The 14,786-nt window shown below is 57.0% G+C and carries 16 protein-coding genes and 1 pseudogene; 8 read left to right on the top strand and 9 right to left on the bottom strand.

Annotation, left to right across the window (positions count from 1 at the left end; translation table 11 throughout):
- Positions 1–30 precede the first annotated feature (30 nt).
- Both KGA85_RS15295 and KGA85_RS15290 read right to left on the bottom strand, forming a co-directional pair.
- Positions 31–834 carry a 2OG-Fe(II) oxygenase gene (locus KGA85_RS15295; RefSeq protein ID WP_223455811.1) on the bottom strand — a complete coding sequence of 268 codons (804 nt, stop codon included), beginning with the start codon at positions 832–834 and terminating at the stop codon, positions 31–33.
- A gap of 72 nt (positions 835–906) precedes the next feature.
- A complete protein-coding gene (locus KGA85_RS15290; protein ID WP_223455810.1) occupies positions 907–1,728 on the bottom strand; it encodes a glycosyltransferase in 822 nt (273 codons plus the stop codon).
- Between the two features lie 888 nt (positions 1,729–2,616).
- On the opposite strand from KGA85_RS15290, the gene KGA85_RS15285 reads away from it, so the two are divergent.
- Positions 2,617–2,778, top strand: coding sequence for a DUF2986 domain-containing protein (locus tag KGA85_RS15285; protein WP_223455809.1), 162 nt, complete (start codon positions 2,617–2,619; stop codon positions 2,776–2,778).
- Between the two features lie 135 nt (positions 2,779–2,913).
- Here KGA85_RS15285 and KGA85_RS15280 read toward each other — a convergent pair whose 3' ends face one another.
- The 3 genes from KGA85_RS15280 to KGA85_RS15270 all read right to left on the bottom strand — a co-directional run bounded on the left by KGA85_RS15280 (position 2,914) and on the right by KGA85_RS15270 (position 5,968).
- Positions 2,914–4,236, bottom strand: coding sequence for a DUF1329 domain-containing protein (locus KGA85_RS15280; RefSeq protein WP_223455808.1), 1,323 nt, complete (start codon positions 4,234–4,236; stop codon positions 2,914–2,916).
- A gap of 303 nt (positions 4,237–4,539) precedes the next feature.
- Complete coding sequence (locus tag KGA85_RS15275) at positions 4,540–4,998, bottom strand: metallophosphoesterase family protein (RefSeq protein WP_223455860.1); 459 nt, start codon at positions 4,996–4,998, stop codon at positions 4,540–4,542.
- A 52-nt stretch (positions 4,999–5,050) separates the two neighbouring features.
- Entirely contained in the window at positions 5,051–5,968 is a 918-nt protein-coding gene (locus KGA85_RS15270; RefSeq protein ID WP_223455807.1) for a LysR family transcriptional regulator, read from the bottom strand.
- Positions 5,969–6,163: 195 nt separating this feature from the next.
- On the opposite strand from KGA85_RS15270, the gene KGA85_RS15265 reads away from it, so the two are divergent.
- The 4 genes from KGA85_RS15265 (at position 6,164) to KGA85_RS15250 (ending at position 8,757) form a co-directional block, all read left to right on the top strand.
- Complete coding sequence (locus KGA85_RS15265) at positions 6,164–6,604, top strand: DoxX family protein (RefSeq protein ID WP_223446919.1); 441 nt, start codon at positions 6,164–6,166, stop codon at positions 6,602–6,604.
- Positions 6,605–6,680: 76 nt separating this feature from the next.
- Positions 6,681–7,604: an NADP-dependent oxidoreductase gene (locus tag KGA85_RS15260; RefSeq protein WP_223455806.1), complete on the top strand. Its 924-nt coding sequence runs from the start codon at positions 6,681–6,683 to the stop codon at positions 7,602–7,604.
- Between the two features lie 142 nt (positions 7,605–7,746).
- Positions 7,747–8,484 (top strand): SDR family oxidoreductase, encoded by a 738-nt coding sequence (locus tag KGA85_RS15255; protein WP_223455805.1) that lies wholly within the window; start codon positions 7,747–7,749, stop codon positions 8,482–8,484.
- Between the two features lie 15 nt (positions 8,485–8,499).
- Positions 8,500–8,757 carry an Atu4866 domain-containing protein gene (locus KGA85_RS15250; protein WP_223455804.1) on the top strand — a complete coding sequence of 86 codons (258 nt, stop codon included), beginning with the start codon at positions 8,500–8,502 and terminating at the stop codon, positions 8,755–8,757.
- Positions 8,758–8,824: 67 nt separating this feature from the next.
- On the opposite strand, the gene KGA85_RS15245 is transcribed toward KGA85_RS15250, so the two are convergent.
- The 3 genes from KGA85_RS15245 to KGA85_RS15235 all read right to left on the bottom strand — a co-directional run bounded on the left by KGA85_RS15245 (position 8,825) and on the right by KGA85_RS15235 (position 11,832).
- Positions 8,825–9,901, bottom strand: a complete 1,077-nt coding sequence (locus KGA85_RS15245; protein ID WP_223455803.1) for a threonine aldolase family protein — start codon at positions 9,899–9,901, stop codon at positions 8,825–8,827.
- 110 nt (positions 9,902–10,011) lie between these two features.
- Complete coding sequence (locus KGA85_RS15240; RefSeq protein ID WP_223455802.1) at positions 10,012–10,827, bottom strand: AraC family transcriptional regulator; 816 nt, start codon at positions 10,825–10,827, stop codon at positions 10,012–10,014.
- A 93-nt stretch (positions 10,828–10,920) separates the two neighbouring features.
- Positions 10,921–11,832, bottom strand: a complete 912-nt coding sequence (locus tag KGA85_RS15235; protein ID WP_223455801.1) for a LysR family transcriptional regulator — start codon at positions 11,830–11,832, stop codon at positions 10,921–10,923.
- A gap of 122 nt (positions 11,833–11,954) precedes the next feature.
- Here KGA85_RS15235 and KGA85_RS15230 point away from each other — a divergent pair, with 122 nt between their 5' ends.
- Positions 11,955–12,869: a pirin family protein gene (locus KGA85_RS15230; protein ID WP_411741746.1), complete on the top strand. Its 915-nt coding sequence runs from the start codon at positions 11,955–11,957 to the stop codon at positions 12,867–12,869.
- A 70-nt stretch (positions 12,870–12,939) separates the two neighbouring features.
- On the opposite strand, the gene KGA85_RS15225 is transcribed toward KGA85_RS15230, so the two are convergent.
- Positions 12,940–13,395: a glycine zipper 2TM domain-containing protein gene (locus KGA85_RS15225; protein WP_223543199.1), complete on the bottom strand. Its 456-nt coding sequence runs from the start codon at positions 13,393–13,395 to the stop codon at positions 12,940–12,942.
- 368 nt (positions 13,396–13,763) lie between these two features.
- Here KGA85_RS15225 and KGA85_RS15220 point away from each other — a divergent pair, with 368 nt between their 5' ends.
- The gene (locus tag KGA85_RS15220; protein ID WP_223543198.1) at positions 13,764–14,585 is read left to right on the top strand and encodes an ABC transporter substrate-binding protein; all 822 of its coding nucleotides are present in this window, start codon (positions 13,764–13,766) and stop codon (positions 14,583–14,585) included.
- Positions 14,582–14,786 (top strand): annotated as a pseudogene (locus tag KGA85_RS15215) (amino acid ABC transporter permease); the annotation flags it as partial. The gene KGA85_RS15220 and the pseudogene KGA85_RS15215, both read left to right, overlap by 4 nt.

Below are 14,786 nucleotides of genomic sequence, written 5' to 3'. Positions count from 1 at the left end.
AGCACGAACTTGATCGTCTGGCGATACCGTTCAGTTTTTCTTCTTGATCAGTTTATTCATGTAGTACTTCAGGCTAAAACGATCTTTGGGTCTCGGTTTGTAGTGGGTTTTGTTTCTTTGTGCCGGATCGATCGCCATGGTTCCTGCGGTGTAGTAATAAAGCGCGATAGACCTGCGGGTGATGTGCTCCGGAGTCGTCAAAGGCTCTGGGTGCCCATGATTGCTGTCTTTGTCTGTGTTGAAAATGACACAGCGATTATAAATGGGCAGGACTTTTTTAAGGCAGGTCTTCATGCCGACATCCCAAAGTTCCAGGTTGCCGCCGTATTCCTCTTGCCAGTCTTCATTCAGATAAATGATGATATTCAGTCTGCGCTCAACATTAAGTTTTTTGTTGAGCCTGAAGTCCGAGTGTACCCCGAGGAAACCACCGCTTTTGGTTTCATGCAAGCCGCCACCGGTATAGTAGGGGTCGGGTATCAAACCTTCGATACCCGTGAGCTTTTCAAGAAACTGCAACATGGGGGCCGAGTTAAAGGCGTTGAAAACAGTCTTCAAATAGGGGTCGCATTCGTTGGGGCTGATTTGACGTTTTCGTTGACCCTTATAGCCACGCTCGTAGTGCATTTCGTTGTTGGTTGGCTCGACCGGGAAGTGCGAGCAGATGCTCGCAATCAGGTCTTCGTGCAAGAAGTTGTCGATGACTATGTGCGGAAATGGCGTAGCCTGAACATAGCTACCGGTCAACGAGGCACCAAAGGCGCTGGCGGCATTTTGGTCGAAATCAAGCTCCGGTGACAGGGTGATAGGTAGTGCTTGAGTGATGGGTGCCATTACCGCTCCAATGACTTGATATAAAGACTTATGGGTGACTTAAAACAGCGTTGAACGCACTGCTCGTTGTGTCTATTCGTCGCTTGGTTTTTTTCTGTCATCCTTGTTCAGGCGCTTAAGGATGTTGTTGTACATTTTGGTTCGTCTATGAGTTTTATCATAGCCGCCAGCCGCTGCGACAGTGCCGGCCTGAATGTGATCCAGATAGCTGAAGATTTTACGCGGCGATAACATTTCAACGGCATAGCCAAGCTCGGTCATGCGGTCCTGGAGAGTATAGCCGGGCACGCGATCATCCATCGAAAAATGCATGTTGTGCTGTTTGACAAGTTTGCAGTTCCACAATGTACAGAAGCTTTTCAAGTACACTTCCTTGTACGGTTTTGGTTCTCTGGAACGCAATCCCATGGAGATTTTCAGGCGTCTGAAATGGTGTTTGAACAGTCGTGAGCTAAAGCGCCAAAGCGTTCTCGTGGCACCACGGTTTATTTGCTCAACACAACCGACGGCCACGACTTTTGGGTTTTTCAAGCATTTATTCAGCATCATCGGAAAAACATTTTTATCGAAAATAAATGTATCAGTGTGCATCAGGAATAAATAATCGGTATCAATTCGCTGCAGAACCAGGTCAAGTGCTTTGCCATGCGCGATATGGCCTGCTTCTGGCTCAGAAACAGAGCGCTCGATTAGATTGATCCAGTCAAGCGTTCGCAAATACTCAGTGCTTTCATCGGCGGAATAGTTGTCAACTACCCATACCGGGACGCTGTTGCTGCCAAAATGCTGGTGCAATAAGTCCAAGCATATTTTGGTGATTTCTGGTGTTTTGTAATTTACTATAACTATGCTGAAGGCTTTGGAGCTTTCGGCCAGTAAATCAGGGTTGTTCATTGTTCATGTGCTCAATATTGTAATACTTAATTGTGGAAATAATTTAATCTGCATGCAACTTTTGCTTGTTTTTCGCGCAAAATCTTGGGTAATGATTGAGCACAATTTGTTTAGTCGCTTTGTCATGCATAATAACCATGTCTGACTCAGACCTGATGGAGAGCAGTAGAAGCGGACTTCATCGTATAAGGATCTGCTCTATAGGTAAACATCCGTGGCCTGATTCGTTACATCCGCAGGCGGGTCAGGCGAGCGTCTTGGTACGGTGTGAACCGAGCTTGCGTAAGGCATTGCACGCCGCGTACATGGGCCGGTTGAGCGTGTATGGGGGCGTGGCTGGGCCAGAAAGCTGAAACGGGGGCGAGTAAGGTTGTCGTCTGGTTTTGTGATGGGTTGCAGGGACACTTTCTCCATTGGATCAAAGCAAATACAGGACAGCAAAGGACCACAACCAGCCGATGCCGAGGGTGAAAAACAGGTAGAAAACCAAAAACATCAAAGGGTGATGCCACATGGCACTAACCTCCCAAAACCCCGTGTTTTTACAGGGGTGCCTGGTAAATTGGGTACCGAGAAACTCATGGAGTGGAATTAGCAATAATCAAGCCATTTGAGTAAAAGAAGCCTGGCTACCAGTCCCGGGCCTCCAGCGCTGCAAGCTGCCTCCTTCAGACGAAAACCGACACTGAATCCACCCCCGAAAAAGTGAGATTCCCCACATGTGGGGGCGTGCGTTCGGATGCCACCCAGCGGGAGCCTGAGACCAAGCCAGTGCCAGGGGCGATCAACGCCTGTTTCCAATGTTATGCAGTGAATGCGCACCATGGGAATCTGGTTCAATGCTCCAAGCTGATATCATTGAAGAATTTAAAGGCCGAGTAGAAAAACATGAATCGTCGTAAAAAGTTAAATCAGATACTAAAGGCTAACGCCAAGAAGGCTAGTGCCAAACTGGCACCGAAAAGCAAGTCAAAATACATCAGCAAAGCGGACCGATTGAAGCTGGCTGCTGAATCAAGTGACGACTCAATCACTTCCTCTGAAGGCTGAGTCATTCAGCTTCGGCACCACCGGAATCTACAAATTTGATTGGGCTATACATTCCGATGGTACGTACCGCGAAGACGCGGCCTGACACTACATTCAAATCGAAGCCGCTTGGCGGCGCTGAATCGAACCCGGGGCCTATCGAATGCCGGTACCCGCCATGGACTCTGGTACCCACTGCGCCGTCGATAGCGGCTCGATGTAGCGGATGCCGCCATGAGGGCCCACCACGCCATTGATGTTGTAGGTGCCTCGCGACAGGTCGTACGTCATGAAAGGCGTGGCGTCCGGGACCTGCTGGTCATAGCTCTGGCTGAAGAACGCGAAGGAACCGCGGTACAGCTGGCCACTGGTGTCGTACTGATCGGAGGCCACCGCGGCCCAGGTGTCTTCATCCAGGTAAAAGCGGCGCTTCTGGTAGATGTGCGTTGCACCGGGCTTGAGGTTGCCCTCCACGACGTAGACCCGGTGTTTTTCCCAGCGTACGAAGTCCGGGGCGATGAAATTGGGGGTGGTCAGCGATTTGGCATCGCGGGCGTAGGTCAGTTTGTAAGTGTTGTAGGGCACGATCATTTCCTGCTTGCCCACCAGCGTCCAGTCGTACAACTCGAGTGCACGGGCAGTGCCGGGGTTGGGTGTGTCGTAGGCCAGGATCGAAATCTGTTTGACGCGGCGTTGGGCAGGCATGTACTGCCAGGCGCGGCCAGGAAACTGCGCCGGGTTAGTGGCGTTCTTGAGCATGATCGACTCGCCGGCTCGGCGCGCTGGTCCGGTATAGGACAGTTTCAACTGATAGTAAATGTCGGAGCTGTTGATCGGCTTCGACATGTTCTCGTAAATCGGGAAGGAGACAAATGCCTCGCCGGTGACCGCCAGGCTCGGTACGCCCGCCGTGTCGACGCTCCAGGAGTCGTACTTGGAATGGATGTTGACGCCCTGGTAACGCAGCAGGAAGTTCCACATCGCTTCGGCGCCGGATTGCGGAATCGGGAACGGCACCCCGGGCATCACATTGTCGATGGCGATCCCGCCATTGAGGGACCGGGCGGCAGTGGCATTCCTGCGGCTGTTGTCCAGCACCGCCTGCGGGAGCGATGCCGTGCGGTGGGTCGGATACACGTCGATGCGAAAGCCGGGGTAGCGCCTGGCCAATGCCACGGTGGTGGCGGTCAGCATGCGTTTGTACGAATCGACGTTCTTGCCGTTGATCACCAGCAGCGGTTTTTCGTGGGCAAAGGGGTCCGGACGCATGCTGTCGCCAGTCTTGAAGCTGGAGGGGGCAGTGGTCAGGCCACCGCTGTAGGGCGGAATGGAGCCATCGGCATTACCGGCCTTTTCGGCACCCACCCACGTCAGGCTGGTGCCCAGCCGGGCGGCTTCCTGACTCGATACATAGGCTTGTGCATCGATGGCCAGTGCCATGAGGGGGACAGCAGCCAGAAAACTTTTCACGAATTTCATATTGTTATTCTCCTGCCTGGCGTACCAGGCAACTCGTGACTCAGGCGCAACAGTCGCAACCGTCGGTTCAATCGCCAGAGACTTTTTCAGAACTACCATTTAAAAGCTCCCCCATCGGGGGCGCTTTTCATTTGACGACAGATCCTTGGCTATTGATGACAGAACCAGCGCCCGCCGAGGGCGGGTTCGTTCATGGCGGTGTGGCTCGAAAACGAGTCTCACGAGATGCCACTGCGGCCGGGTAGACGCAGGAGGCATGCGCAAGCGGGTGAGCTTGGGGGAGGGCGGTACATGGCAGGCGAATCAGTCGAGCAGTGACACCAGCCGTGGTTCGATTGACCGGGCATGCAGATCAAGCAATGCCAGCGTGACAGGCAGCTTGAAGCGTCGGCGTCCGGCGCTGCCCGGATTCAGGAACAGCCGTTCTGCGCGCCATTCAATGCACGGTTTGTGCGAATGGCCGGTGATCACCAGGTTGATACGGCTATCAAGATTGCTCGCCACATCAGCGATGTCATGCACCAGCAGAACTCTCCAGCCGTTGAGCTCCAGGCGCAGACAATCGGGTAACTCGCGCGCCCAAGGTACGTCCAGGTCATTGTTGCCACGCACTGCATCCACCGGCGCGATTGCGGCCAATTGGTCGAGGATCTGCGCGCAACCGATGTCGCCCGCGTGAAGGATGCGATCACAGCCTTGCAGGACGGCAATCGCTTCGGGGCGGAGCAAACCGTGGGTGTCGGAGATGACGCCGACTTTCATCGCGGGCGGCTCGAGCGGCATTCATGTTCCAGAAAATCGGCAAGTAACGCGTTCAAGCGGATGTCTCCTGTGCTGAGCTTTGTTGAACGAAGCGGTCAATCAACCACCTCGCAGCCGGCCCCGGTGGCAAGTCCGTGCGGTAAATGACGTCGAAGGCGTAAATGCCGCTCTTGTATTCCGGAATGTTCAGTTGCACGAGTCGGCCGCTCTCCAGGTCTTCCTGGACCATCGGGGCTGGCATGTTCCCCCAACCGATGCCTTCACGCAGCAGCATGTGCTTGGCGCCCAGGTCCGCCAGACGCCAGGTGCGGTTACTGAGCACGGCGAAATCCTTGTCCTTGGTCAGGACCGATCGATCGGACAGCACCAGTTGCGTGAACTCTCGCCCGGCGCCCGGAACATTCGAGTCGCTTGATGCCAGAGGATGATTCGGGGCCGCCACCGGAATCAACTCGACACTGCCGACACCCATTCTTTCGATACCGTCGATGCCCTCGTTCATGGGGCCGCTGACACCGATGATTGCGCCGCGGTTGACCACCAGTTCAGTGACCGCGCCGAGGGCTTCCATATGCAAGTGCAGGGCAACCGTAGGGAACTCTTCGCGAAAGGATTTCAGTGCATCCACCACGCGTTCGGGGGGCAGCATGACATCGAGCACCACGTGAACTTCGGCTTCGAGCCCCTGAAGCAGGCCTTTGACCTTGGCGCGTAATCCATGAACACCGTTGGCGATGGTCCTGGCTTCGGCCAACACCGTGCGGCCGGCATCGGTGAGTTGGGGTTTGCGGGTCGTCTGGCGGTCGAACAGCGACACACCGAGCTGCATTTCAAGGTTGGCGATCGAGTAGCTGACGACCGAAGTGGCGCGATGAAGTTTTCTGGCGGCCGCCGCAAAACTGCCGACTTCCACGACCGTCAGGAACACCCGCAGTTGGTCCAGTGTCGGTGTTCCGGGGTCAGAGATCATGCCTGTTTCCTTGAATCAGACGTCGCTTGGCAAATTGCACGATTGAACTCCTTTACCGGTGATGTGGGTTTGCTTTTCTAATTTATCGAATCTAATGATCTAAATTAGTCAGCTATTCAGGTTAGCTGACGAAGAGCAACATTTCCTCACCAGGGCGGTTCCTGTCGAATCGCACCCAATTGAAGGAAATACCCCATGACGACTTCTGCAAACATCGCTCAAACAACCACCTCTGAACAGAGCCGTTCCGATGTCACCCAAGCCTCGGCCTCGTTGATCGGCCGTGTACTGCTCAGCGCCATCTTCATCCTTTCCGGTTTTTCGAAACTGGCCGCTCCGGCAATGATGGTCGGCTACATCAGCTCGGTCGGGCTTCCGCTTCCTCAATTGGCACTGGCAGTGGCGATCATTGTAGAGATCGGTGGTGGCCTGGCGTTGATCGCCGGTTACCGCACCCGCACCGTCGCCGCCGTACTGGCCGTGTTCAGTGTGTTCACCGCACTGGCGTTCCATAACGCACTGGGCGATCAGAACCAGTTCATCCACTTCTTCAAGAACATCGCGATGGCCGGTGGCCTGTTGCAGGTCGTCGCTTTCGGTGCCGGTCGCTTCAGCCTCGACGCCCGTCGTCGTTGATACCCCCGCGCTGCGCAGGGCCAGCTCCCTCGCAGCGCAATATTTTCTCCCTCTTTTTTCAATAGTCGAGACCTCCATGAAAGCCCTACGCGTGTACGAATACGGCAGTCCTGAAGTTTTGCATCTGGAAGACATTGCAGACCCAGTCGCGGGTGTTGGTGAAGTGCTGATCGATGTCGCCGCAGCCGGGGTGAATCCGATTGACTGGAAAATCCTGTCCGGCGCCATGAAGGCATTCATCCCGTTACCGCTGCCTTTTACCCCGGGCGTTGAAGTGGCCGGCATCGTCGTCGCGCTGGGGGAGGGTGTCACTGAGTTCAACATCGGTGATGAAGTGTTCGGCTTCATCAACATCGTCGGTGGCTATGCGACCAAAGCGGTTGCCCAGGTTTCCAAGCTGGCGCTCAAACCAAAATCCCTCAGTGCCTTGCAGGCCGGTGCTGTCCCCGCAACGGCCCTGACGGCCTGGCAGGCGCTGACCGAGCACGCTGGCGTGCAACGTCGCCAGAAGGTGTTGATCCATGCCGCGGCCGGTGGCGTGGGCAGCATGGCCGTGCAGATTGCCAAGTACCTGGGGGCTGAAGTCTACGCAACGGCCTCTGCACACCATCATGCCTACCTGAAGGAAATCGGAGCGGACTACACCATCGACTACACCACCCAGGCTTTCGAGGAACTGGTGTCCGGCCTCGATGTGGTACTGGATCTGGTGGGTGGCGAAACACAAACCCGTTCGTTTGCGGTACTGAAAAGAAACGGTGTGCTGGTATCGCCGGTGAGTGCTCCAAACATGTCGCTGGCCAACGACTACGGCGTGACGCTCGCCAACTTTGCCACCCGCTCGGATGGTCGGCAGCTTTCGCTCATCGCCGAACTGTTCGACAAGGGACACCTCACGGTCGACGTTGAGGCATACCCCTTGAGTGAGGCGAAAGTCGCAATCGAGAAAAGCATGGGCCGTCACTTACGGGGCAGGCTTGTCCTCGATCCAACGAAGTAAGTTGTCGTCAGTCATCCCCGACAGGATCAGGCAAGTTGTCAGAAGGATCTGACTAACTGGTCGACCGGCGTTATCCCTACTCTGGACTGGCAGCGAGACACCGTTCTCGCGTCACCAGGCACTCAAGTGAGGGATTAAGGTCATGTCGAACATCTCGAAAAAAGTCGTTCTGATCACCGGCGCGAGCAGCGGTATAGGCGAAGCGACCGCGCGTCTTTTAGCCAGCAGCGGTGCCCATGTCGTGCTCGGCGCACGTCGTACGGAGCGCCTCGAAATACTCTGCGCCGAGATCAACGCCAGCGGTGGAAGTGCCCACTTCCAGGCGTTGGATGTCACCCGGCGAGCCGATGTTCAAGGGTTTGTCGACTTTGCCCTGGACCTGCATGGCCGGGTCGATGTGATGGTCAACAACGCCGGGGTGATGCCGCTGTCGAAACTCGAGGCGCTGAAAGTCGCCGAATGGGATCAGATGATCGACGTCAATATTCGCGGTGTCTTGCATGGTATCGCGGCCGGTTTACCGCTGATGCAAAAACAGCAATCAGGCCAGTTCATCAATATCGCATCGATTGGCGCCTACACCGTCAGCCCCACGGCATCGGTCTACTGCGCGACCAAGTTTGCAGTGCGCGCCATCTCGGAAGGATTGCGTCAGGAGGTCGGCGGGGACATTCGTGTCACGGTGATTTCGCCCGGCGTGACCGAGTCCGAGTTGGCCGAGAGCATTTCCGATGAAGGCGGGCGTGCCGAGATGCGCGAGTTCCGCAAGATCGCCATCCCAGCAATGGCCGTCGCTCGCGCTATCGCTTACGCCATCGAGCAGCCTGCCGATGTGGATGTCAGTGAGCTGATTGTCCGACCAACCGCCAGTCCGTTCTGAATCGAGGGTTTGAACATGACGGTTAAAAAATCTGCTGAACAAGACAAGTACGTCGGTATGTGGGTCACGGCTGACGGGCTCATTCGCCATGAGCTTTTACCGGGTGGTCGATACGATGAAGCCCGGGGCCGGAAGGCGAGTGCCTACCAGGGGCAGTATTGGCTGGAAGGTGACCACATCGAGTACGTGGATGACACCGGCTTCACGGCTGATGGGGAGTTTCGGGACGGGATTCTCTATCACGCAGGCATGATTCTTTTTCGCGAGATGTAGAAGCCGAGCGTTGTAGTGGCGGCTGCTCATTGGAACCAGTGCGAGCACAGCCGCCACCCGCCATTGACTATCGTTCTTGTACCCGATCAACAGCTCGCCTCACCTGGCTCAACAAGTGATCGACATCCTCGGCAGTGGTGGCGAACGAGGTGACGAAGCGAACGACATTCGGTCCCCAGCGATCATGGTAGAACCCGAAGCCGGCCTTTAGCAGCGCTTCGATTATTGCCGAGTCCAGCCGACAGAACAGGATATTCGCCTCGGTGCCGCCGAGCACGTCAACGCCGCTCAAGCCTTCAAGCCCCTGCGCCAGGCGCTGGGCGGCAGCGTTGGCCTTGCGTGCGTTGCGCAGCCAGAGATCGTCGGTCAGGTACGCATCGATCTGCGCCGACAGGAAACGCATCTTGGAAAAGAGATGACCTGCACGCTTGCGGCGGTAACTCATCTCTGTGGCGAGGGAGGTGTTGAACAGGACGATCGCTTCCGCTGCCAGCGCGCCATTCTTGGTGGCACCAAAGGACAGGGCATCCACACCGGCCTTCCATGTCATCTCGGCCGGGGAGCAGCCAAGCGACACCAGGGCGTTGGCAAAGCGCGACCCATCCATATGCAATCCAAGGGAAGAGGACTTGCAGACCTCACCAATGGCTGCGATTTCATCCAGGGTGTAGATGCTGCCGACTTCAGTGGCCTGGGTGATGCTGACGCAGGCGGGTTGGGTCGTATGCACGTCGCCGACTTTGTCGCGAGTCCGCTCGCGCAGTCGGACGATATCCAGCTTGGCTGCCGGGCCGTCGACGGTCATCAGCTTCGCACCGTTGGAAAAGAACTCCGGCGCGCCACATTCATCGTTGTTGATATGACTGGCCGGATGGCAATAGATGTTGCCCCAGGGTGGCGTCATCGTGCTCAGGCTCAAGCCGTTGGCGGCGGTGCCGGTGGGCACGAGAAAGACTTCCACGTCGCGCTCGAAGATCTCGCAGAACTTGCGTTTGACCTGCGCCGTCAGCTCGTCGGTGCCATAGGGACTCGCCTGGCCCGCGCTGTGTTTGACGATGGCTTGTGCCACCTCCGGCGATGCGCCGGCGATGTTGTCACTTGAAAAACCCAGCGCGGGCGGTCTGTTTGTTTCACCGTTCATCATCCAGTTCTCGGCTGCGCAGGCGAAGGTGTTTCGCCTGGATTGGCGCATCCTATGGAGGGTGAGGGTTGCCGCGCTTGTAAAAAATTGACGGTCGCTTGATGGCCGACGGCCTAAGTCCTGTAGCGCGAGGGCGCGACGCCGAATGCCTGTCGAAAGGCGCGGTTGAAATGGCTTTGATCGTAAAAGCCGACGGCGTGGGCGACATCGATGATCGGTTGCCCGCTGCGAGACAGCAGGTCACAGGCCCGTTCGAGGCGCAGGCGAAGCAGCCACGCGTGTGGCGTCATGCCGACGGTCCGCTTGAACTGCTTGAGAAACGGGAAGCGCCCCAGCCCACAGAGTCCGGCGAGATCATCGAGGGTGATTCGCTCATCGATGTGGCTGAAACAATAGTCCCTGAGGCGAGACCATTGCAGGGGCGATAGCGTGCCGGTAATCGTTTCGGGCCTGGTCGCCCGTGACTGGCTCAACAGGTGTTCAAGCAGGGTGATCCATTGCGTCTGCACCGCCAGGCTGCCTGGCCCAACGGCCTGCTGCATCGTGTCGTGCAACCCGCGCAGGTTGCTGGCAAGCCCCGCGTCCTCCAGCATCACACCGGTCAACTCAAGCTCTCTCGGTTGACCGCTGATCTCCTCGGTCAGGCTCGCGACCAGTGCCTGGGACAGACGGAATGTCTTGAGCGTATAAGCGTCGCCGCCCTCGGGCACACCATCGTGGATTTCACCCGGCGGCATCAGGGCAATCCTTCCCGGACCTAAAAGAAACGACTCGCCTTTGGATCGATGACGCTGGATGCCTTCGGTGACCAAACCAACGTGGAAATCGAGGTGGTAATGGCGATCGAAACCGGAGTCTACAAAGCGTGCGGACCCCAGCACCAGGCCTGGTACTTCGGACACGTGATGGTACTTGGCATGCTCAGTCATGGGACCCGTTCAACAATCGGCGAGGAGGGCGAGGCACTCAAAGTTTAGGTTCACAGGAGGCATAGATCTATGGGCTGACAGCAATGGGCGCGATTACTGATACACCGGCGGTGCGTCTACCGCATTCATTTTCTGGATCACCAAACCGATGAACGCCGATACCGCGAGTGGCAGCTGCCGGCGGCTCGGATACAGCACGTTCAGGCCGTAGCCTTTGGGCTGGTATTGCGGCAATACCGGGACGAGCGCTCCGGCCTGAACGTCGAGCCAGGCCATCACGGGTGGCAGCAGTGCGATGCCGAGGCCGGCCACGGCGGCCCTGCGCAGTGCCTGTGCGGTATTGCCACTGAAGCGCCCGGCAACTTGTACTTCCTCCTCACCCTTCGGACCGACCAAGCGCCATGTGGCGTGGCCGCCGGGTTGCGCGGAGATCACACAATCGTGGTTTACCAGGTCCTGCAACGTGCGGGGTGAGCCGTGCGCGGCAATGTAGGCGGGGCTTGCGACCATTCCGACGCTGCGCGGGTCAAGGATCTGACGGCCGACAAAACCGGAATCGTGCAAGGACCCGCCGCGAAAAGCGACGTCGATCTGCTCTGCAATCAAGTCTGCCTTCGCATCGCTGAGTACAAAGTCGAGCCGCACGCGGGGATGCGCGGCGAGAAATTCGCTCACCCACGCCATCTGGAAGAAATCGAAGAAATCCGCTGGTGCCGCCACACGCACCAGGCCGCTGGGCTCGTTGCTGCCCGTCACCAATGCCTGTCCGGCTTCGAGCAGGCCGTCGACAGCACCTGCGCAGCGCTCATGGAAGTCCTGGCCGGCACTGGTGAGCGTGAGCTTGCGGGTGGAGCGTTGCAGCAGCCGCGTGCCGAGATGCACCTCGAGCTGCTGGATGCGGCGACTCACGGTATTGGGCGGCATGCCCAGCCGTCGTGCCGCCTGCGCAAAGCTGCCGCAGCGTACTACCTGCACGAACATGGCGATGTCATTGAGGTCGAGCATGGCCGGTCATTCCTCGCGTGGGTGGACGAGTGCAATCCAATTGTATCGTCTAATCAAGCAATCGGTCCCGCTCTATTGTTTGAGGTATCGGGCCGCGAGGCTTCCCACTTCGAGTGATCATGATGAACCTTCTGCAACCACCTCACATCGCGATGGACCCCGACTCTGCACGCGAAACCGGAACTCACCGCGCAATCAGCTATCGCACCACAGGCAGCGGGCATGGCGCTATTGTCCGGTTGATGAGTCCTTCGGACCTTGGCCACCTGATCAAGCCGTTCGTTTTCCTGGATCTGTTTGAAGGCGAGAGCTCATTCATCAACGGCATGCCCATGCACCCGCACTCGGGCATCGCCACCGTTACGGTCATTACCGAAGGCAATTTGCGCTTCGAGGATGCTGGTTCGGGTACCGGGATGATTGACTACGGCGGTGTTGAATGGATGCGGGCGGGAGGCGGAGTCTGGCACGGCAAGGAAATGTCGGTCGGTACATCGAAGCGGATTCAGGGTTTTCAACTGTGGGTTGCACTACCACCGGCGCTGGAAAACGCCAGTGTCGACAGCCAATACCTGGAGTCGGGCGTGATGCCTGAAGTGGGGCCGGCGCGGGTTATTCTCGGCTCGTACCAGGGTGTCCAGAGCCCGGTGCGTGCTCCCGCTGGCATGAATTACCTGCTGGTCACGCTACGTGCCGGGGAATCCTGGACCTATGTTCCACCTGGCGAACATGAGTCGTTGTGGTTGAGTGTCAGCCGCGGCGTTTTGTCTGCATCAGGCTTGGTCAACGCAGGAGAAATGGCCATCTTTGAACCAGGCAATGGCGCCGTTACGCTCAAAGCCCAGCACAAAGATACGGTCTTCGTGATCGGTTCAGCCGCACCGCATCCCTATGATCTGGCGCTGGGAAACTACTCGGTGCACACCAACCCGCAAGCCTTGCGTGCGGGAGAGACGAAAATTGCCGAGATTGGTGTTCGCTTGCGGGAGTACCTGAAAAAGCCCAACGGGTCAGTCAGCGTACCGGTATTCAAATAACCCATGAACCATGGTGGCGCGCCATCCGGGTCAGGATGGAGCGCCTGTGCCACTTCGCAGTCGCCGCCCCCTAACTTTGTGGCACCACCCGCGCTTCGTTTCCGGCACCCTCGACATAAACGTTCATGCCTTTTTTCAGCCCCGGGTTGATCGGCTGGGTCACCTGAACCAGTACGCCGCTGTGGGTGCGAACGATGATCTGCTGCGCGTCCACGGGCTGATCATATTTTTTCTTTTCGACGTAGTTGCCGCCCGCCGCACCAGCCAGCGCACCGGCGACCATCGCCACATCCCGGCCGGTACCCTGGCCGATCAGGCTTCCCAGGGCCAGACCGCCAATACCCCCCATTATGGCGCCGACACCGCTATCGTGATTGGTCTGCATCTGGGTCTGGGTAATCTGCTCGATTTTCCCCGAGCGAATTTCCATCTCGCCAGCGCCTCCGCTCCCGGCGCCAACCGCGGCACAGCCGCCAAGCACCAGACCAAAAAGCGTAATCGTCAGCCAGGAAGCGATTGTTTTCATCGTCGAACTCCATTTTCAGAGGAAGTGGATCATGCAAACGTATCCATTCACGTTAGACGAGAATGCCTGACTCGCTCGGTTGTTTGGCTTCGCAGCAGGTTGCGCGATGCCTGCGGTGAGTCCGCCGGGTCGCGAATGAACACCGCTGCGGCTGGACGTCGTGCACTAGCTATCGCTGAAGAAAGAGTAACGCCGCGAACGGATCGGTCAGGGTGTTGCTTGCCACGAAGGGTCAGTGGCACAAGCGCCTGAACTGCTTGATCCAATATAGCTTGAACGCAGTCTTATATTCCATAAAGGTAGTACAAACTATTTTTATAGTGCGTTTTAATCTATTCAGTATTTTGAATCGATTGGAGCACTTGTCTGTGAAAACTAAGGCGCTTTTACCTTTTGGCTTGGCATTGCTGGCTACATGCTCGACGGCTTTCGCTGGCCCCACTCTGGATCGTGTAACCAGGAGCGGGGAGCTGACCGGCGTTCTGATGGAAAGCTATCCGCCATTCTCCTTTCTCAATGAACAGAACCAGCTGGACGGGTTTGACGTGGATGTCGCCAAGGCTGTTGCGCAACGGTTAGGGGTGAAGCTGAAGCTGCAGACACCGTCCTGGGATGTCATCGCTGCCGGACACTGGAACGGACGATATGACATCTGCGTCTGCTCGATGACCCCGAGCAAGGCACGGGCCGAAGTGTTCGACTTCCCGGTGGAGTATTACCAGTCCCCGGCCGTGATCGTGGTGAATGCCAAAGACAAGAACATTGTCACGGGCAAGGATCTGTCAGGTAAAAAAGTCGGTGTGATCAGCGCGTCGACCTATGAAGCCTATTTGAACAAGGATCTGGTGATCGAGGGCGCCGAGGACAAGCCGTTGAGCTATCCATTCGAAAGCGTCCAGGTCGCGCCCTACGACAACGAAACGGTGGCCTTCCAGGATCTGGCCTTGGGCACGGGCGTGCGCCTGGATGCCATGGTCACCAACCTCATCACCGCTCGCGAACGCATCGCCCAGGATCCTCGCTTCAAAATTGCTGGCGACACGCTGTATGCAGAGCCCAACGTGGTCGCGATCGAAAAGGGCGATCCGCAATGGAATGCCAAAGTCACTGAGGTCGTCACCCAACTCAAGGCCGACGGCACATTAAGCAAGATTTCACAGAAATGGATCGGTGCCGATATCAGCCAATGACAGCCCTCAATCCACACCCGGCCAAGGCGGCTGTCGCCTCCGAAACCGAGACGCGTCGTTTCAGCCAGCTACTTGGTTTTCGCTCTCGCCTGTATTTGACCTGGGCAGTGCTGTTCGGCCTGTGCGTCATGTTTTTCATGAGCTTCGATCTGAAGTTCTCGATCATTCTGCAGAAGTTGCCCAACCTGGTCGGCCTGCATT

This window comes from Pseudomonas sp. GL-B-12 (assembly GCF_019955895.1).
Taxonomy (GTDB): Bacteria; Pseudomonadota; Gammaproteobacteria; order Pseudomonadales; family Pseudomonadaceae; genus Aquipseudomonas.
The sequence above is the reverse complement of the archived record's forward strand: the minus strand, read 5'-3'. Positions and strand labels throughout refer to the sequence as shown.